Source organism: Thermoactinomyces sp. FSL K6-2592 (genome assembly GCF_038006465.1).
Lineage (GTDB): Bacteria > Bacillota > Bacilli > Thermoactinomycetales > Thermoactinomycetaceae > Thermoactinomyces > Thermoactinomyces vulgaris.
In genome coordinates this window covers 897367-916427 of record NZ_JBBOVH010000001.1, presented here as the reverse complement: position 1 = coordinate 916427, position 19061 = coordinate 897367, and the positions used below count along the sequence as shown (strand labels likewise).

The window sequence follows — 19061 nt, the reverse complement described above, 5'->3', positions numbered from 1 at the left end:
AGATAACCAAACTTTTTTCTGCACCGTACCAACCGCCTTTAATTGGATTGAATTAAAAAAAGATTCCGTTTTTTAATAATATACTTTTAAATGGTTTTATTTCTTTTCCATACTAACATATTTCCGCTTGCCACCAACACCTTCCCCGTTTAAAAAAACCACTTCTGAAATGACATTCAGAAGTGGTTTTCAAGTCAAGTCGAGATGCTTACTTCGCTTTGGCCGATCCCGGCTCTTTCGGGGTTCCCGCTCTTCTTCTTTTGGGCACTTCCTGGCGGAACGCCTTCAACAAGGAAACCGCCACACCGATCAGGATAAAGGCAAATGGAAAAGCAGCAATAATCGATGCCATCTGCAATCCTTCCAATCCGCCGGAGTAAAGCAAGATCAAAGCCGAAGCGGAAATAATGAGTCCCCAAATCCATTTGACGGTATTGGAAGGGTTTAAACTCCCGTCCGTCGTCTGCATTCCCAGCACAAACGTTGCCGAGTCGGCGGAAGTAATGAAAAACGTGCTGATCAAAATCACGGCAAGCACAATCATAATCCCGCTCAACGGCAAATGGGAAAGCATCGAGAACAGAGCCACTTCGGTTCCCTGCTCGCTCATCTGTTCAAAAAGCGGAATACCATCCGACATCTCCATGTGAAGTCCGGTTCCTCCGAAAACGCTGAACCAAAATGCCCCGAAAAAGGTGGGCACCAAGAGGACGCCGATCACAAATTCCCGCACCGTGCGCCCTTTTGAAATGCGGGCAATAAACGTTCCGACAAACGGAGCCCAAGCAATCCACCATGCCCAGTAAAAGATCGTCCAACTTTGAATCCATTCATTAGCCTGCGGATTAAACGGCCCCAAATAGAAACTCATCCGGGGCAACTCCTGAATATACGCCCCCAACGTGGATGTGAACAAATTCATGATAAACTTGGTCGGTCCCGTGAACAAAACAAAAAACATCAACAATACCGCAATCAGAATATTGATATTGCTCAAGTACTTGATCCCTTTATTCAGCCCGGTGGTGGCCGAAAGAATAAACAAGCCGGTCACAATCACAATGGCGATGAATTGGGTGAGGATGTTATTTTCCAGCGGCGTCACAAAAGAAAGCCCTCCGCCGATCTGAATGGCCCCCAATCCCAAGGAAGTGGCCACGCCGAACACCGTGGCATAAACGGAAATAATATCAATTGTTTTCCCGACCGGCCCCTTCACTTTCTCTTTCAACAGTGGATAAAAGGTGTGGCTGATCAATCCCGGAGCATCTTTTCGAAAGTTTGCATAAGCAAGCGCCAATCCCAAAAGGGCATAAATCCCCCATGGATGCAATCCCCAGTGGAAGAAGGAATAACGCATCGCATCATTGGCGGCGGTACCGGAACCTGGTTGGGCAAAGATCGGCTGATAAAGATGGGACAACGGCTCAGCTGTTCCCCAAAAGACCAGTCCGATCCCCATTCCGGCACTGAATAACATGGCAAACCATGAAATGGTGCCAAATTCGGGACGATCGGTATCCTTTCCGAGTCGAATATTTCCATAGCGGCTGAAAATGAGGAATAAAGAAAAGATCAAAAAGGCCGTGGTGGAAAACAAATAGAACCAACCAAACTTATCCTGCAAAAAAGTCTGGATATCGTTCATGACCGTCAGAATATGTTTTGGGGCGACACCCCCCCACAAAATAAAGACAAAGGAAATAATCACTGAAATAATGAAGACGTTGGTAAATTTTTTCATGCTTCAATCCTTCCTATTTACAGACTGGTAAAAATGCTCCGGTTTCATAATTAAGATATATTCCCCGGTTTTTCGATTTTTAAACCGTGTTTTTTCAAAGAGAATAAAAAAAAGGATTGAGGAATCTGTTTCCCCAATCCTCTCAAGATCAGTATTCTCCCAAATCAATCAAATCATTCATTTCCTGATATTGGTTTTGCATACGCTTTTTGATATTCACTTCCCAATGTTGGGACAAAAAGCGGGCCGCTTCATCCAAATCACTAAAAACCTTGCGCTCTCCCTGATAAATCACCATCCAACCTTCGTCCAAACCTTTGAACACTCTTTCCACTTCAATCTTATGTTCATCCTTCGACGTCGAAAAATAAGTCGATTCCCCGACTTTCAAGTTTTTTAAAATATTTTTCACTTCTTGTTCCTTCATCATCTTTCTCCCTTTGGCATATGCACCAATCATCTTTGTTCATGTACATCATAACATGATCCGGCATCCAATATAAAAGCGCCATCTGAAGAGTATGAAAATCAGAGGCGCTGATTTACTGAATCCATTTAACGAGAAAATGGATATTGATTGGGAGCTACAAAGGTATTGGGACCATGGTATTGATTGGGAGAAGCGTACTGGCCCTGCGGCGGCTGATATTGGTTTCCGCCCGGAGGCATCGGCAATGCCTTTTGCTGGGACTGTGGTTGATCCTGAGAATTCTCCTCCAAATCTTCCATCCCAAACTCTTCCAAAACGCGGCGCACCAATTTTAACTCGTCATTGACCATTTCATCTTGATCTTTTGATTTGAGCAAAAGATTTTGATATTGCAAAAGAGCTTCTTCAATTAAATCAAGTTCGGCCTTTGATAAATTAACGGTGATTTTCATGATTTCTACTCCTTTATTTAAAACCTACAATACTACTAATATCATAATCGGATAGGAATCACAAAACAACCAGAAGAACATCTTGTGAAACCAATAACTTTCACATCGCCCGCGGAAATAATTATTCTTTTTTCCGCATTTTTATGGATTCCTTCACTCTTTTGCCCGCTTTTTTTCCAAATCAGCCAAATTGTTCATCACTTTTTCAAAGATTTTTATCGCTCTTTGATCACCGGCATCATCCACCGAACGCAACAACACGGCCACCGAATAACGCGGCGTTTCCACGGGGCCGAAACCGATCATCCATTTGTTGTACCGGTCTTTGTCCACCCCGATCTGAGCCGTTCCCGTCTTCCCCGCCAGGGACCAGGTTGCATTTTTAAGCGATGAAGCCGTGCCATCTGTGACGACTTGACGCATCAGCGCTTTGACGGATGCGGCGGTTTCCGGCTTGAGCGGTTTGGCCCCTTCGATTGTCTGCTCCCGAAAGCGAAATAACATGCGCCCTTCAGCATCTTTGATTTCCTTCACCAGACGCGGTTCCATGGTTTTTCCCTGATGGAAGACCGAAGTGATCATATTGGTTGCCTGAACCGGGGTCATCCGGACATCGCGCTGTCCGATCCCGGTTTGCACCAAAACCCCTTCATCTTTTTTATTCGTGGAATCAGCAAAAATCAGTCCCGTTTGCTCTTCAGCCAACTGCGCAAACGACGGGTCGTGAAACACTTTGCCGTTCCAGATCACTTTTTGCCCGAGCCCCAACCGCTTCGCATACTCTTCCAGTTTTTCAGGGCCGAGTGTTTTGGCCACGGTGCCAAAAACAATATTGCAGGACTTGGCATAAGCTTCGGCAAACGTAATTTTTCCGTGTCCTTCGGGATCATTGTCCCGCAAATGATATTGATCCAATTTTCCTTTGCAATGGAAAGTGGTGTCCGGGCGGACCAATCCCTGATCCAAAGCCGCCACCGCAACCACAGTCTTAAAGATCGAGCCGGGTGTTGCCTCCATCACCGCCCGGTTTTCCCAATGATTTTCCCCTTCCTTTTCCGAATTTCCTTTCGGCCGGCTGGCCATCGCCAGGATATCCCCGGAAGAGATCTCCTGAATCACCACTGCACCGTCATCCACACTTTCTTCTTGCAACAGGTTTTCCGCCATTTGCTGAATCTCTTTGTCCAATGTGGTGACAAGGGTCTTGGGCCGGTCTCCGGATCCGCGTTGAATATCTTTTCGTTTCATCTGCACCCCGTTTAACGGTTTTCCCGTCCGTGCCTTGGTATAAATTAAAAGATGCTCTTCTTCTCCGTGCAAAAATGGTTCAAAAGCTTGTTCAAGCCCGGAGATTCCAATGAATGATTCGGGATGCCAATTTCCGTTTTGGGCTTGCTCCTGATACCGGTTTTTCAAAAGGAGCGGACTGCGGGCAATCTGTCCGATCACTTGTTCCGCCACTTGGTTTAATGTCATGCGCTGGTCCGATTGAACCACCATCACCCCCGGGATGTTCATCGCTTCGATCCTCTCCCGCTCCAAGGGGGACAGGGTGATTTCTTCTCCGCGAATGCCTGACAAGATCGCGGGAGACTTCAGATGCAACAACTGGCGTCGGAATGCCTCATACGGATAATGGATCCATTCGGCAATCTGTTTGAATTGCTCCTCGCGCAGCTTGAGCTGCTCTTCACTTTGCGGAAAGATCAGCAAATGCCAATCGTTCCCTCCAACCAGCGTTTCTTGATGGCGATCCAAAATGTCCCCGCGACCGCTTTGAATCACAATTTCTTTGTTTTGCCGCGTTTGTGCCATGGTGACCAAATCAACTTGTTTATTCACAATTTCAAAAGACCGCGCCGAGGCGATCTGAATCATGTACAACCGAACCAAAATCACTGCAAACATGGACAAAATCAACAAGCTGACTGTGATGCTTCGCCAATTTCGTTTCATGATGACACCCCACTTCTTTCATCAGCTTGGACAGGATGAAAGCGGGGTATACTTCTTATATCAAAGCAGTCTTTCATACCAAAAAAGAAAATAAACCATTATTTATTCATCGCGATGTCCTTTCTGTTCAGCAATTTTTTCAGAAAATCCCTTTTTTTGCCCAAAAAAGCTCTTGCAAAAATGCAAGAGCTTGCTCCTGTTAATTTTTCTGTTCTCTTTGTGCTTGATTGGCATTACTCATTTTGATGTACTGATTATGCTGCTCATACGTCTCGGCAAAGTAATGTTCGCCGCTGCCATCTCCCTTGGTGACATAATACTGGTAAGAATGCTGTTCCGGTTCCAAAGCGGCGCGCAACGCTTCTTCCCCCGGATTGGCGATCGGCCCCGGCGGCAAACCTTTGACTTGATATGTATTATACGGGTGCTGTTTGTATTTCAACTGATGAAAAGGAATATCCTTCCATTCCTCCTTCAACTGCGTCACATACAAAAAAGTGGCGTCGATTCCCAGTTTCTGATTATCGGTGCTGTGCAGCCGGTTATAAATCACACCGGAAATGCGCGGATATTCCTGCTTTGCCTTTCCTTCCCTTTCCACCAGCGACGCAATTGTCACCAGCTTATCCAACGTCATGCCTTTTTCCGGTTCATTTTGATTGAGCCGGTCACGAATTTTCAGTTTTTCGACACGCTGTGCAAACTGGCCCAGCATGATGTTGATGATTTCCTCTTCCGAAGCCGTTTTTGGAAAGTCATAGGTGCTGGGGAACAAATATCCTTCCAATTTAAACGGTCGGTCGGGATTTTGGGGAATGTTCACCTCAAAATTATATTTTGGTTTTTTACTATTCAATAAATCTAGAAACTTTTCTTTGTCAAAATCCTCTTTTTCCTTTTCAAGGCGATTGGCGATTTTCATGGCATCCCATCCTTCGGGAATGGTCACCGTAACAACGTTTTCTTCGCCTTTAGAAAATTTTTCTAATATTCGATCGATGTCTTCATCAGGCTCAATCAGGTAATTCCCGGCTTGCAGGTTGGTCTTTTGCTTAAGAAAAACATAAAGACCGAAACAATAGGACCGGCGAATGATTTGCTTTTCCTCCAAAATCTTGCCGACTTGCTTCAATGATGTATTTTTAGGGATTTCCACCGCCACTGGTTCGGTTCGTTCCGATGAGCCCAAAGTGAAATCCATAAAGAAGTAACCCAGAATCCCCCAACCGGCCAGTAGCGCAATGGTAAAGAAGATGCGCCAAAACCATTTCATGAGACGTGGACTCCTTTTTCTGATTAAATCTCTTCTTTATTACAAGAAACCCTTCTCTATGTTAGCACAGTTTATCAAAAAGAAAACGGGGTTCCCCCCGTTTTTACTGAAAGTCATGAAAATATAACATTTCGTCAACGGCATCGGCAATATTTTCCCACTCTTGCTCATCCTCAATTTCTTCGATGCGCCCTTGATTGACATGAAACAAGTGCAGATCATCCGGATGATCGCCGTCTTTTTGCAACAAAGCATAGTGTTGTCCGTTCACTTCAACTTCATGGACAATCCGGTAAGGAGTGCCGGCCGGTTCGACATTGGAAACCATGTGATCCGGATATTGCTGACGCAAGATATTCACTTCTCTTGCTCCGTGAACCGACAGGTTGTTATTGTTCATTTTCCTCACTTTCCTCTTCCAATTCACTCACCAGTGTGTTAAACACTTCTTCCACCATATCCCATTCTTCTTCATTCTCTTCTTCAATCATTTCCAGATTCAAATTCCCATCCTCTTCGGTATAGCGAAAAGCCATCACTTCTTGGTAAGGCTCCTGTTCGTCCGGTTCCCCGCCTTGTTCCCCGTCGACCGGCGTGACAAACATATAGCTTTTGCCTGTTTCATCATGATCAAACGTATATAAGATCTCAAACTTTTCCTCTTTCCCGTTTTCCGTCGGAATGATCAAGTATTCCGGTTCATGATTATGTGCCATTAAAATTGCCTCCTCTTTGCATCCAGATATCCTTGCAAAATCCATGTCGCAGCCAGTTGGTCAACCACCTTTTTCCGTTTGCGGCGGGAAAGATCGGCATCAATCAAGGTGCGCTCTGCCGCTGCTGTTGACAAGCGTTCATCCCACAAGTGCACAGGATATCCATATCGCTTTTTTAATTCTTCGGCCAGTTGCCGGCTCAACTCCCCGCGGGGACCGATGGTCCCGTTCATGTTGCGGGGGAAGCCGACAACCAGCTCTTTTATTTGATATTGTTCCACAAGTTGGTCCAATTCTTTCAACCAGTTACTGTTTTTGCGGTCAATGACTTTGACGCCCTGAGCGGTCAGCCCTAATGCATCGCTGACCGCCACGCCAATTCTCCGGTCTCCTGCATCCAGTCCCAGAATCCGGGGGAAATCATCTATATGCTTTGAAGAGAGTTCATCCAAATCCATTTTCCAATACCTTTCTTATTGATTCTGCCTTTCCACACCCAAGTAGTGCTTGACGAGTTCTTCGATAATTTCATCCCGTTCCATTTTCCGGATCATGGCACGGGCATTTTTATGGCGCGGAATATAAGCCGGATCTCCTGAAATAAGGTAGCCCACAATTTGGCTGATCGGATTGTAACCTTTTTCCTTCAAGGCCTCATAAACGTGGAACAACAAATCTTTAGGGTCGATCTCATTTCCACCTCGGAAATTAAACTTCATCGTTTCATCCATGGATGATCTCACACCCCTCTCTTATGAAGATCCGCACTTTAATCCTTCGCCTTTTGCAATGGATTATCCTTTGTTTTTAACAGGACATTTGCCGGCGGATCCACTCACTGACTCCGGCCAAAGCAGCCGGCAATTGTTCCGGTTTCTTGCCTCCGGCTTGCGCCATATCCGGACGGCCGCCACCGCCGCCACCGCATTGGACAGCCACTTCTTTCACCAATTTTCCGGCGTGCAACCCTTCCTTTACGTATTTGGGGGAGACCGAAGCCACAATGGACACTTTTCCGTTTGAAGCCGCGCCCAGCACGATGACTCCTTCTTCGAGGTGCTTACGCAAATCGTCCATTAACGAGCGCAACGGTTCCATGCCGCCGGCTTGCACTTGTGTGGCGAGCACCGGGACTCCGGACACTTCCTGCACCTGATTCAGCAATTTGGCAACCTGAGCCTGGTTTAACTTGGCCGTGAGGGATTCGTTTTCCCTTTCCAACTCTTTCTGGCGGTTTTGCAATTGTTCAATCCGTTCCGGAACATCTTGCGCTTTGCTTTTCAACTGCCGGGCAGCCAGGTTGAGCCATCCGATCTGCTCTTCAACGAACGCATAAGCATGGCGCCCGGTCACTGCTTCGATCCGGCGGGTTCCGGAACCGATTCCGCTTTCCCCGGTAATTTTGAAAAGACCAATCTCACCGGTGAATTTCACATGGGTTCCGCCGCAAAGCTCCAAGCTGTAGTCGTCAATTTTCACGACCCGCACGATGCTGCCATATTTTTCGCCAAACAAAGCCATGGCTCCCATCGCTTTGGCCTCGTCCAGCGGCTTGATCATGACTTCCACCTTATTATTAGCCCAAATCTGTTCGTTTACACGCCGTTCCACTTCTTTGATTTCCTCTTCGGACATCGCGCCGATGTGTGTGAAATCAAAGCGGAGGCGATCCGGCGCAACCAAAGAACCGGCTTGGTTCACATGTTCGCCCAAGACATCTTTTAAGGCTTGGTGCAACAAGTGAGTGGCCGTATGGTTTTTCACCGTGTCCTGGCGCAAATCGCGATGGATGGCGGCTTTGACCGTTTCTCCTTCGCGGATCGTCCCTTTTTCAACCTGAATGTTGTGGACATGCTCACCACGCGGTCCTTTTTGCACATCCAGCACGGTCAGTTCCGCCTGGCCGGACAAAATGACGCCCCGGTCGGCGACCTGCCCGCCGCTTTCCGCATAAAACGGGGTTTCTTTCAGGATCAAAAACCCTTTTTGTCCTTCCGTCAATTCCCGAACCCGTTCCTCTTCATGAATCAACACGGAAACGGTGGTCTGGCATTCGGTTTTTTCATAACCGACAAACTCCGTGTCCACTTGCAATTCAGAGAGAACACCGCCTTGCACCTGCATGCTGTCCGCATCTTCCCTCGCGGAACGGGCCCGTTCCCGTTGTTTTTTCATTTCTTCTTCGAATCCCTGACGGTCGACGGAAACCCCTTGCTCGCGGGCAATTTCTTCGGTTAAATCAAAAGGAAAACCATAGGTGTCATACAATTTGAATGCTTCTTTTCCGGAGATTTCTTGTTTTCCTTCGGTTTTTGCTTTATCCAAGACCTTTTCAAGAATATGCAAGCCTTCGGTCAATGTTTCCAGGAATTTTTCTTCTTCACCCCGGATGACCCGTTGGATGAAATCTTGTTTTTGCACCGGCTCCGGATAGTAATCTTTCATGATCTCCGCCACGATCGGGGTCAATTCATAAAGGAACGGCCGTTTGATCCCCAGCTTCCGTCCGTACCGAACGGCCCGGCGCAACAAGCGGCGCAAAACATAGCCGCGGCCCTCATTGGAAGGAAGCGCTCCATCCCCCACGGCAAAAACAATGGTCCGCACATGATCAGCAATCACTTTCAACGCGACATCGGTTTCCTCTTTTTCCCCGTAGGCCACTCCCGCTTTCTCACAGGTTGCCTGGATGATCGGCTGGAACAAATCCGTGTCATAGTTGGTCGGAACATCCTGCATCACCGAAGCCATCCGTTCCAACCCCATGCCGGTATCAATGTTCTTTTTCGGCAGGGGCGTGTAAGTCCCGTCCGGATTGTGGTTGTATTGGGAAAACACGAGGTTCCAGATTTCCAGATACCGTTCGTTTTCACCGCCGGGGTAACACTCCGGATCCGAGGGATCACAAAGATGGGCCCCGCGGTCATAGAAAATTTCGGTATTGGGGCCGCTCGGTCCCTCGCCGATATCCCAGAAATTTTCTTCCAGGCGGATGATCCGCTCATCGGGCAAGCCGATTTTCTCTTTCCACAGCCGGTAAGCTTCCTCATCTTCCGGGTGAATGGTTACGGACAATTTTTCCGGATCCAGCCCCATCCATTTGGGATCGGTCAGGAATTCCCAAGCCCACTCGATCGCTTCTTCTTTAAAGTAATCCCCGACCGAAAAGTTTCCCAACATCTCAAAAAACGTATGATGGCGGGCCGTGTATCCGACATTTTCAATATCATTGGTACGGATCGCTTTTTGCGAATTGACGATCCGTGGATTTTCCGGTTTCACCCGGCCGTCAAAATACTTTTTCAATGTGGCCACCCCGCTGTTGATCCACAACAGAGAAGGATCATCCACAGGGACAAGCGATGCACTGGGTTCGATTTTGTGCCCTTTTTCCGCAAAGAATTCAAGATATTTCCGGCGAATTTCACTTGCTTTCATCAACTCTTACCTCCTTTTTCCAATAAAAAACCTCCCCGTCCTCGATCAGGGACGAGAAGGCTGTTCTCGCGGTACCACCCTTATTACCGTCAAATCCCGGTCCTTTGGAAGCCGGGTATGTAACACGGTCACCTCATTAAAGGATAACGGCAGATTCTGCCGGCAGGGATTAGCTGCATTCCGGAACTGGCCGTGGATCGATCGGTTCCGGAAAAGCCTCTCAGCCCACGGGCTTTTCTCTCTGGCGGGGATTCAATCCACTCGGTTCCTTCATCATGTTTCACATATTCCAGATGCTCTTTGGTTTTTTTATTATACAATCTGTTTTGCCGGGTTTCAAACCCTTCGTTCAATAAAATGTTGCAAAATATGCTCCACCGTCACTTTTCCCATCGCAAAAACGGGAACAGCCAAAAGCAATCCCAAAACCCCCCCGATTTCCCCACCGACCAATAAGGCCAAGATAATAAACAACGGATGCATATGCAGGCTTCGCCCGACAATCTGTGGCGAAATCACATTCCCTTCCAGCATCTGGACAAAGAGATTGACGATCACAACGCCGACGGCCGTTTTGGGAGAAACGGTCAGTGCCACAAACAATGACGGAATGAGGCCAAATATGGGGCCCAGATACGGAATGACATTAAAGACGGCAACCAAAGCCGCCATCAAGAGTGCATAGGGCAACCCCACAATGAGATAACCGATATATGCCAGCACCCCGACAACCACGCAAACCAGAAACTGCCCGCGAATGTAATTGCCCAGTGCATCGTCCACATCCCTCAACAAACGGAGAATCGGCTTGCGCTGTTTTTTGGGCAACAAAGTAAGCAATGTCCGTTCAATGGATTGAATGTCCTTTAACATGTAAAAAGCCAAAAAAGGAATGATCAAAACGAGAAACAACTGGTTGATGGTGCTGCCGATCCCGCTCATCATGTTTCCCACATAACCGGTCATCTTATGCTCCAATTTTGACAATGCTTGCTCGATGCCTTCTTTGACCCCAAAAGGCAACAACTCTTTGCTGTGATCATTGTATTCTTTGATCATGAGCTGGATCCGCTCATTCCATTCCGGAAGATGCTCAGCCAACTCTTTGAATTGATGTTGCAAAAGCGGAATGGTGTTCATCGCCAAAATCACCAGAGACAGGATAAACAAACTGTATATGAGCAACACCGCCAGACTGCGCGGCAGAAACTTCTGGCTCAACAAATTGACCACCGGATTTAATAAATAGGAAATGATCATGGCAATTAAAAAAGGGCCGAAAACCGCCTTTAAAAAACGAAAAATGCCCGATATCCACGGTCCGAGTTGCATAAGAAAATACAAGATGCCGAGCAGAACAAGGACAAAAAGAGCCCGATGCAAATATTGCGGCATTTTCCATTGCTCCACGGACGGCACCTCCCGAAAAACCAATCTTACTTATAAGATACGAAAACCTGTCTCATTTTATGAGAAGCAAAAAATCCCCGGGCTTATTTTGGGCCCGGGGATTTTCGCGGGGTTTGGTTATCTTGCGATTTGGAAGCGACGAAGCCCTTTCATGAGCCCTTCCATCATGATTTTGCGCAACCATTTGTTTTTTTGCATGGCACGCATCATGGACTGCAAATAGTACTGCATCTTGCTTTTTTGCCGCATGTGCATCATCCGTCTGAAGCCGAATAAAATCAATCCGCCTGCGATAAGGGTGTAAAGTGTCCGGCGCATGACGAAGCTCCCTCCTTGTGGGTGAGGTCAGTCCAAATACGAAAGGTGAGAGCTTTCCTCCAAAAACAGGTCATTGAGGGAAGTCAGGGTTCCGTCTTCTTCCACTTGATACACCGAGGTAATTTGATCTTCTTCTGTGGTGATTTCCACAAAGCAGTGCCAGCAATACAGCTGATTGGTTCCCACTTTTCCCAGGTCGTGAGAATTGCAATTCGGACAACGAAGCATACTGATTTCCTTCCTTCAAGAATTGGCATCTTTGACTTCAATTTGGTCGGCGGGGGCAATCAACACATCTTCTCCCCAAATCAGCGGTTTTTTCGTTTTCAACCACTTTCTGCCGTCCCGAATGTCATTTAAGATGCCGTCAGAGAGTTCGTACCCTATCAGCGTCCCCATTTCTTCCAGAAAATAGACATTTTCCACCAAACCCATTTCATATCCGCTGCTGGTTAAAATGGTGCGTCCTTTTAATTTCTTGTCTCCCGAACAAATGCTCATCCAATTCTTGTTTTTCGGGTTGGCGGAAAATGGATGCTCGTTGTCCACTACGACGGCATCATTTCCGATGGAAACGATATGGTCCGTCGAAATAAACTTTCGCCTTTTAAACAAACCGCCGTCTTCCATCAAAATACCCCTGAACTGTTGCTCTTCATCAAACAGAAGATCACAGACGGTTCCCAACTTCTTGCCTGTTTCAAGATGGATGATGGAAAGCCCGATCACTTCCTGGGATTTGCGCAAGGATATCAGCCTCCCCCGCTACCCTTAGTATTGGCGGATCACCGTCGGAAATGCGGGGGACTTGTTACCAGTCTTCCTCAATCAAATCTTGAAGCCGGCTGTTTCGTTCCTCACCCCGTTGGTTTTTCAATCCCTCGACCAAGGCTTCCTTTTCCCCGCACATGATCAGATACGATTTGCTCCGGGTAATCCCCGTATAAATCAGATTCCGCTCCAGCATCCGGCGAAAAGCAAATAATACCGGAAACACCACAATCGGAAATTCGGATCCTTGCGCCTTATGGACGGAACAGGCATATGCCAGGGAAATTTGGCCCAATTGCGTCTTTTTATAAGGAACTTCCAACCGGTCGTACCGCACCCACAACACCGGCTGATCCCCGGAAGCCGTTTCGTCAATGGAGGTGATGATGCCCATATCCCCGTTATAAACCGGATGTTCCGTGTGATTGACAAGCTGCAACACTTTGTCTCCCAACCGAAACACCGTGTCTCCCCAAGCAATTTCTTTTTTTTGCGGGCCCGGGGGATTTAAAACGGCTTGAATCTCTTCGTTGATGCGGTTCACCCCGACGGGGCCTTTGTAAATCGGGGCCAGAACCTGGATGTCAAACAACGTGTACCCTTTTTTGACGGCATTGACGACGGTTTGCACTATGACGGACAGCGCTTGTTCTTTTTTGCACGAAAAAAAACGGCGGTCGGGCCGGGGCAACAACAAATCATCCGGAACCTCACCGTTTTTCACGGCATGCGCCAGCTCAATGATCGAAGAGCCTTCCTGTTGCCGGAAAATTTCCGTCAACTCGGCACGGGGAATTTCTTTCACCTGCAAGAGATGATGCAAAACCTGACCGGGTCCCACGGAAGGAAGCTGGTCTTGATCCCCGACCAAAATCACCTGCATCCCCTTTGGAATCGCCCGGAAAAGTGAATTGGCCAGCCAGATGTCGAGCATCGAAACCTCGTCCACAATTAACAAACTTCCTTCAATCGGATGATCGGCATGATGCTCAAAAAATTCTCCTTTCCATCCCAACAACCGGTGAATCGTCATTGCCGGAAGCCCCGTGGTTTCAGACATCCGCTTGGCGGCCCGCCCGGTGGGCGCAACCAGCCGGATGGGAAACGGCTTCTCCGTTCCTTTGTAATCCTCGGGATTGATGGAAATTTCATTCAGGCGGGAAAACAGCTGACAAATCCCTTGGATCACGGTGGTCTTCCCCGTTCCCGGCCCACCGGTCAAGATCATCAAGGAAGACAACATCGCCGTGATCAAGGCATCTCTCTGCTTTTCGGCATAACTGACTGACAACTCTTCTTCAATCTCCCCGATTTTTCCGTAAATGTCCGCCACCGAGTAATCCGGCTCAAACGGCTCCTCCAGCAATTGCTTGACCCGCATGGCAAGCCCGTATTCCGCGTAATACAACGAAGGCAGATAATAGCGGCCGTCTTCTAATATCAACCGGTCATCATCCAACAGATGCTCAATATAAAGCGTCCGTTTCTCTTCCGGAAACCATCGGACCGCCTCTTCCCCCAACAGATCATTGACCGCTTCGTTCAACTGTTCCCAAGTGGCGTAAACATGTCCCCGGGACAGAGAGGCTTCCTTGATCACATACAGCAACGCGGCTTGAAAACGCTCCGGCGCATCTTCGCTGAGCCCTTGTGCTTTGGCAATTTCATCGGCCCGCCGAAACCCGATTCCGTCAATTTCTTCAATCATCCGGTAGGGGTTTTCTTTCAGAATGGAGATGGTCTCATGTTTATATGTTTGAACGATCCGCAAGGCCAAGGCCGGGCCGATTCCGAATTGATACAAATAAACCAACGCTTGCTCCAGTCCCTGATGGTCATGAAGTTGCTCAGCGATTTTCCGGGCTTTTGCGGCCGAAATCCCTTTGATTTCCTCCAAACAACGGGGATCGTTTGCAATTTTGTCGAGCGCCTCCGTCCCCAAAAAATCAACGATTTTTTCTGCCGTCTTTTGCCCCACGCCGGAGAACAGCCCGCTGGAAAGATAACGGATGATGGCGTCTCTGGAGCGCGGAATCTCTTTTTGCACGCGATGGGCATACCATTGCCGGCCAAACTTGGGATGGTTTCTCCACTCTCCGTAGCAACAATAAACTTCTTCCTGATACGGGCGCAACATATTGCCGACCACGGTGATCTCCTCTTCCTCCACTTCCTCGGAAGCATCCGTCACCTTCAATATAAACACGCCATATCCGGTTTCCTCGTTATAAAAAATTTCCTGTTTGAAAACGCCTTTGACATAGCTTTCTTGAAACAGATCCAACTGTGTATTCATGACACTCACCCTGATTCATGCCTTAAAGAAAAGGACCTCAAACAAACATCTGAGGTCGCTTTTAAGAATTATCCCGTAAAATCTTCTTTCATTTCATCCATCACATATTCCATCGCACATTCGGGGGAGCAAAATTCCGCTTGCTCCTGCTCCGCATCCCAATCGATGCGGGACGGGTCAAACGGATTGTATTCGTGTTCGCAACAACGGCAGCGCTTGGTTTGCACTACTTGATCCAGCCCCTGTTCCAAGCGTCTTAAATGTTTTTTTTCCAACTTTAATACTTTGGCAATAAACTCCATAATTTGTTGTTTATTCTCAAAATACAACGGATCTTCTTTGGCATACGTGGTCGGATTCCACCACACCCACCGGCCGTCGGAAAGGTGGGCGACGTAAAAGTCTTCCACCACCCGCTCCGAAGCTTGTTCCAAACGTTGGTAGGAAGGAAAACCCAACTCGGCGGCCAAATTATCCATCAATGCACGGTCAATGTCGGCAAGCATGGTTTTCCAGTCAATGTTGTCCAATTCCTTTTCCCAATCTTCCATTTGATCAAGGGCATGCAAATTCAATGGTCTCCCTCCCTTTCTTTTTCCATTTGTTTCGATCTCCACCCTTGTCCATTCCTGCTTTTGCCGGTTTTTACACCGAAGTCAATCTCTCCACAACCGACGCTGTGATTTGCGCCGCCTGTCTCACTTCTTCTTCGGTATTTTCCCAGCCGAAACTGAAGCGAATGGCCGATTTTGTCACTTCATCCGGCAAATTCATCGCTTTCAAGACATGCGACACTTCCAGCGTTCCGGATGTACATGCCGAACCGCTCGCACACGCAATTCCTTCCAAATCGAAATTCATCAGTAACGTTTCGGAATCCGTACCGGGAAAACTAACATTGACAATGTGGGGAAGGCTCCGGTCGGGATCGCCGTTAATCACGTGACGGGTTCCGCGTTTTTGCAGCTCTTTCAAAAAGAGTTTCCGCAACCCTTCCATTTTTGCCCTGTGCTCCCGGCGTTTTTGGCCGGCGATTTCAGCTGCTTTTCCAAATCCGACGATTCCCAAAACGTTTTCCGTTCCGGCACGGCGCCTTCTTTCCTGGGCACCGCCAAAAAAGCGGGGAATCAGCGGAACCTCCGGTGCGAAATAAAGGGCACCCGCCCCTTTGGGACCGTTGATCTTATGGCTGGAGATGGTAACCAAATCCACGGGTAATGTTTTTACATCGATTTCTTCCACCCCGAATGCCTGCACCGCATCGGTATGAAAAAAAATCCCCCGTTCCCGGGCCCATTCGCCGATTTCCCAGACAGGCTGAAGGGTGCCCACTTCATTGTTTCCATACATGATGGAAACAAGAGCCGTATCCGGCCGGGTCGCCTCTTTCAAAGCTTCCAAATCCACAAGCCCTTTGGAATCCACCGGAAGATAAGTGACTTCAAACCCGTTCCGTTCCAAATAATGGCATGTATCCAAAACCGCATGGTGTTCAATTTGAGATGTGATCAAATGATTTCTGCCTTTTTTGCGTTCTGCCTCCATGACCCCGAACAAGGCCAGGTTATCTGCTTCAGTTCCGCCGCTGGTAAAGACAATCCGGCTGCTGTCGGCATTCAAGCTTTGTGCGATTTGATCACGTGCCCGATCCAGCGCGCTTCTCACTTCCCTGCCGTATTGGTGGATACTGGAGGGGTTCCCAAACGCATGATCCAAAAAAGGCAACATGGCTTCTTTCACTTTTGGATGGATCGGTGTTGTCGCTGCATGGTCTAAATAAATTGGCATTGATTTTCACCTTACCTGCTGAACTCTTTAAAAATCTATAATAAAAAGATACGCCTTTTCGCTTCTTTTTAAAAGTTTCTTCAGATATAAAACATATAACCGTCATGATTTCCGTCATCGGAATCATTGATCAATGAGGCCAGCGTGGTGCTGTCCAATTCTTTGACAATGGCATCCCGGACGCGTTTCCACAAGTTCCGCCTGGCAGGATCATCTTCTTCGGTGTATTCCACCAGGTTAATGGGGCCTTCCAAAACCCGGATGATGTCTCCGGCGGTGATCTCTTCGGGATCTTTTGCCAGTTTATATCCGCCGTAAGCTCCGCGTACACTCCGCACCAGACCGGCATTGCGCAGCGGGGCGATCAGCTGTTCCAAATAATGCTCCGATAACCCGTGGCGTTCAGCCACGCTTTTTAAAGGAACCGGCCCTTGTCCAAACCGTTTGGCCAGATCCATCATAATGGTTAAACCATATCGACCCTTGGTTGAAATTTTCAAGATTGCCACTCCTTTAACTTACTTAATCAAACATTTTATGGTTTTCATATGCCGTTTCCGGCTTCCCGACGTTTTTTCTTTTAACCGGATACAAAAATTTCCGATGCCCGTGTGCCAATCGCAAGAATGGATCGACAGTTCATTGTCAGTGTATCATAGCTTCATTCTCTTTTAGCAATCTTTTTTCCTGTACTTTTTGTTACATTCCGCTTGGAAAACGTTCTGTTTCCCTTTACTTTTCCTGAATTTATCATAAAAATAAAACGTAGATGATTGATCAGGAAAGGCGGAACCATATGGACTTGTTTGAATATGGATACCAACAAACCAAAAAGGAAAGCGAACCACTGGCAGCCCGGATGCGTCCCCGCCACATCGATGAAGTGATCGGACAACAACATATCATCGGACCGGGAAAACTGCTCCGGAGGATGATCGAAGCCGATCGCCTGTCTTCCATTATTCTATACGGACCGCCCGGCACGGGAAAAACGACCCTGGCGCATGTGATCGCCAACCACACGCAAGCTTACTTTGAACAACTGAATGCAGTGACCGCCGGCGTCAAAGATTTACGCCAAGTCATCTCGGAAGCCAAAGAACGGTTAACCATGCACGGCCGGCGTTCCGTCCTCTTCATTGACGAAATCCACCGCTTCAACCGCTCACAGCAGGATGCCCTGCTCCCGCACGTGGAGAACGGAACCATCATCCTGATCGGCGCAACGACCGAAAACCCGTCTTTTGAAGTGAATGCCGCGCTGCTTTCCCGTTCCCGCATGTTTATGTTGGAACCGCTGAAGGATTCCGAAATCCGGCAAATTCTGCTCCAAGCTTTACAGGACCCGGATCGGGGATACGGCAAGGAAAACATCCGCTTGGATGAAGAAGCGCTTCAGCATTTCGTCCGCGTGGCCGGCGGAGACAGCCGCAACGCTTTAAACGCGTTGGAACTCGCTGTCATGACCACTCCCCCTGACCAAGACGGGGTCCGCCACATCACGTTGGACATTGCCGAAGAATCCATTCAGAAAAAAGTGGTGCGTTACGATAAAAGCGGCGACAACCATTATGATACCATTTCCGCCTTTATCAAAAGCATGCGCGGTTCGGATCCGGATGCCGCGCTTTATTACCTGGCGAAAATGTTAAAGGCCGGGGAAGATCCCCGTTTCATCGCCCGCCGGATTTTGATCCATGCGGCCGAAGATGTCGGAATGGCCGATCCGCGCGCACTGTTGATCGCCTCAGCCGCTGCACACTCGGTGGACCTGGTGGGCCTGCCTGAAGCACAAATCCCCATGGCACAAGCGGTGATTTACATCGCCACCGCCCCGAAAAGCAATGCCGTGGTGAGGGGAATTCAAGAAGCCATGCAAGCTGTCGAGAACGAAAAAGACGGATCCGTTCCCCCGCATTTGCGCGATGCGCACTTCCACGGCGCCAAAGAACAAGGCAGAGGAAAAGGATATTTGTATCCGCACGACTATCCCCGCGGTTATGTGCGGCAAGATTATTTACCGGCGGAACATCGCGGGAAAACCTTTTACCATCCGACAACACACGGTTATGAGAAAAAATTGCAACTGTTTATGAACTGGATGAAGGAAACGCCCGGGGAATCCCAAAAATAAAATCAGGTACGGCTCGTACCTGATTCAATCTTTCCCCGTCAGCTTTCTTTCTTTTTAAATATTTTTTCTTCCCGGTCTTTTCGTTTCAGAGCAGCGATCCCGGCCAGTGCCAAAGCAAAGGGCACAAAAAAGTTAAATCCCCCGTCATAGGTCAAAATCTCAACCAAAGCATAAATCACCGCGATCACGAGCATCATGATCCCAAAATGTTTGATCTTCATTCCCCGGCTCCTTTTTTTCCAGATATTATCGATTGTTATGTAAAGATTCCAAGTCATCTAATTCATACAAAAAGATTGAATTTCTGTCAAGATGATTTCAAATTCTTACAAAAG

Annotated in this window: 20 protein-coding genes; 1 reads left to right on the top strand and 19 read right to left on the bottom strand. The window is 47.9% G+C overall.

Translation table 11 applies throughout. The features are described from left to right. Positions 1 to 208: 208 nt before the first annotated feature. The 18 genes from NYE37_RS04915 to cymR all read right to left on the bottom strand — a co-directional run bounded on the left by NYE37_RS04915 (position 209) and on the right by cymR (position 17092). Entirely contained in the window at positions 209 to 1744 is a 1536-nt protein-coding gene (locus tag NYE37_RS04915) for a glycine betaine uptake BCCT transporter (protein WP_037993245.1), read from the bottom strand. Between the two features lie 148 nt (positions 1745 to 1892). After that, positions 1893 to 2171 (bottom strand): hypothetical protein, encoded by a 279-nt coding sequence (locus NYE37_RS04910; protein ID WP_037993247.1) that lies wholly within the window; start codon positions 2169 to 2171, stop codon positions 1893 to 1895. Between the two features lie 128 nt (positions 2172 to 2299). Next, on the bottom strand, positions 2300 to 2626 hold the full coding sequence (locus NYE37_RS04905) for a hypothetical protein (RefSeq protein ID WP_062843114.1): 327 nt from the start codon (positions 2624 to 2626) through the stop codon (positions 2300 to 2302). Positions 2627 to 2779: 153 nt separating this feature from the next. Further along, on the bottom strand, positions 2780 to 4582 hold the full coding sequence (locus NYE37_RS04900) for a peptidoglycan D,D-transpeptidase FtsI family protein (RefSeq protein ID WP_049720391.1): 1803 nt from the start codon (positions 4580 to 4582) through the stop codon (positions 2780 to 2782). 199 nt (positions 4583 to 4781) lie between these two features. Beyond that, entirely contained in the window at positions 4782 to 5855 is a 1074-nt protein-coding gene (mltG, locus tag NYE37_RS04895; protein ID WP_049720392.1) for an endolytic transglycosylase MltG, read from the bottom strand. A 103-nt stretch (positions 5856 to 5958) separates the two neighbouring features. Continuing rightward, positions 5959 to 6255 carry a DUF1292 domain-containing protein gene (locus tag NYE37_RS04890; protein WP_037993252.1) on the bottom strand — a complete coding sequence of 99 codons (297 nt, stop codon included), beginning with the start codon at positions 6253 to 6255 and terminating at the stop codon, positions 5959 to 5961. Further along, positions 6245 to 6571 (bottom strand): DUF1292 domain-containing protein, encoded by a 327-nt coding sequence (locus NYE37_RS04885; RefSeq protein ID WP_037993253.1) that lies wholly within the window; start codon positions 6569 to 6571, stop codon positions 6245 to 6247. Before NYE37_RS04885 ends, NYE37_RS04890 begins: the two co-directional genes overlap by 11 nt. Further along, complete coding sequence (gene ruvX, locus NYE37_RS04880) at positions 6571 to 7029, bottom strand: Holliday junction resolvase RuvX (protein ID WP_049720393.1); 459 nt, start codon at positions 7027 to 7029, stop codon at positions 6571 to 6573. Before ruvX ends, NYE37_RS04885 begins: the two co-directional genes overlap by 1 nt. 15 nt (positions 7030 to 7044) lie before the next feature. Further along, positions 7045 to 7302 (bottom strand): IreB family regulatory phosphoprotein, encoded by a 258-nt coding sequence (locus tag NYE37_RS04875; RefSeq protein WP_037993255.1) that lies wholly within the window; start codon positions 7300 to 7302, stop codon positions 7045 to 7047. Between the two features lie 76 nt (positions 7303 to 7378). Next, a complete protein-coding gene (alaS, locus tag NYE37_RS04870) occupies positions 7379 to 10009 on the bottom strand; it encodes an alanine--tRNA ligase (protein ID WP_340711848.1) in 2631 nt (876 codons plus the stop codon). Between the two features lie 336 nt (positions 10010 to 10345). Beyond that, positions 10346 to 11419, bottom strand: coding sequence for an AI-2E family transporter (locus NYE37_RS04865; RefSeq protein ID WP_309485132.1), 1074 nt, complete (start codon positions 11417 to 11419; stop codon positions 10346 to 10348). A 117-nt stretch (positions 11420 to 11536) separates the two neighbouring features. Next, the gene (locus tag NYE37_RS04860; protein WP_037993259.1) at positions 11537 to 11737 is read right to left on the bottom strand and encodes a hypothetical protein; all 201 of its coding nucleotides are present in this window, start codon (positions 11735 to 11737) and stop codon (positions 11537 to 11539) included. A 27-nt stretch (positions 11738 to 11764) separates the two neighbouring features. Beyond that, the gene (locus NYE37_RS04855; RefSeq protein ID WP_037993262.1) at positions 11765 to 11965 is read right to left on the bottom strand and encodes a hypothetical protein; all 201 of its coding nucleotides are present in this window, start codon (positions 11963 to 11965) and stop codon (positions 11765 to 11767) included. A gap of 15 nt (positions 11966 to 11980) precedes the next feature. After that, positions 11981 to 12484 carry a PRC-barrel domain-containing protein gene (locus NYE37_RS04850; protein ID WP_049720414.1) on the bottom strand — a complete coding sequence of 168 codons (504 nt, stop codon included), beginning with the start codon at positions 12482 to 12484 and terminating at the stop codon, positions 11981 to 11983. Between the two features lie 64 nt (positions 12485 to 12548). After that, positions 12549 to 14804, bottom strand: coding sequence for an SF1B family DNA helicase RecD2 (gene recD2, locus NYE37_RS04845; RefSeq protein WP_037993263.1), 2256 nt, complete (start codon positions 14802 to 14804; stop codon positions 12549 to 12551). A 68-nt stretch (positions 14805 to 14872) separates the two neighbouring features. Then, positions 14873 to 15379: a hypothetical protein gene (locus NYE37_RS04840; RefSeq protein ID WP_037993265.1), complete on the bottom strand. Its 507-nt coding sequence runs from the start codon at positions 15377 to 15379 to the stop codon at positions 14873 to 14875. A gap of 70 nt (positions 15380 to 15449) precedes the next feature. Beyond that, positions 15450 to 16592 carry a cysteine desulfurase family protein gene (locus NYE37_RS04835; RefSeq protein ID WP_049720415.1) on the bottom strand — a complete coding sequence of 381 codons (1143 nt, stop codon included), beginning with the start codon at positions 16590 to 16592 and terminating at the stop codon, positions 15450 to 15452. A gap of 80 nt (positions 16593 to 16672) precedes the next feature. Beyond that, positions 16673 to 17092, bottom strand: coding sequence for a cysteine metabolism transcriptional regulator CymR (gene cymR, locus NYE37_RS04830; RefSeq protein ID WP_037993270.1), 420 nt, complete (start codon positions 17090 to 17092; stop codon positions 16673 to 16675). Between the two features lie 296 nt (positions 17093 to 17388). On the opposite strand from cymR, the gene NYE37_RS04825 reads away from it, so the two are divergent. Further along, positions 17389 to 18726 carry an AAA family ATPase gene (locus NYE37_RS04825; protein ID WP_037993272.1) on the top strand — a complete coding sequence of 446 codons (1338 nt, stop codon included), beginning with the start codon at positions 17389 to 17391 and terminating at the stop codon, positions 18724 to 18726. A 38-nt stretch (positions 18727 to 18764) separates the two neighbouring features. On the opposite strand, the gene NYE37_RS04820 is transcribed toward NYE37_RS04825, so the two are convergent. After that, positions 18765 to 18947, bottom strand: a complete 183-nt coding sequence (locus NYE37_RS04820; protein WP_037993275.1) for a hypothetical protein — start codon at positions 18945 to 18947, stop codon at positions 18765 to 18767. Between the last annotated feature and the right edge of the window lie 114 nt (positions 18948 to 19061).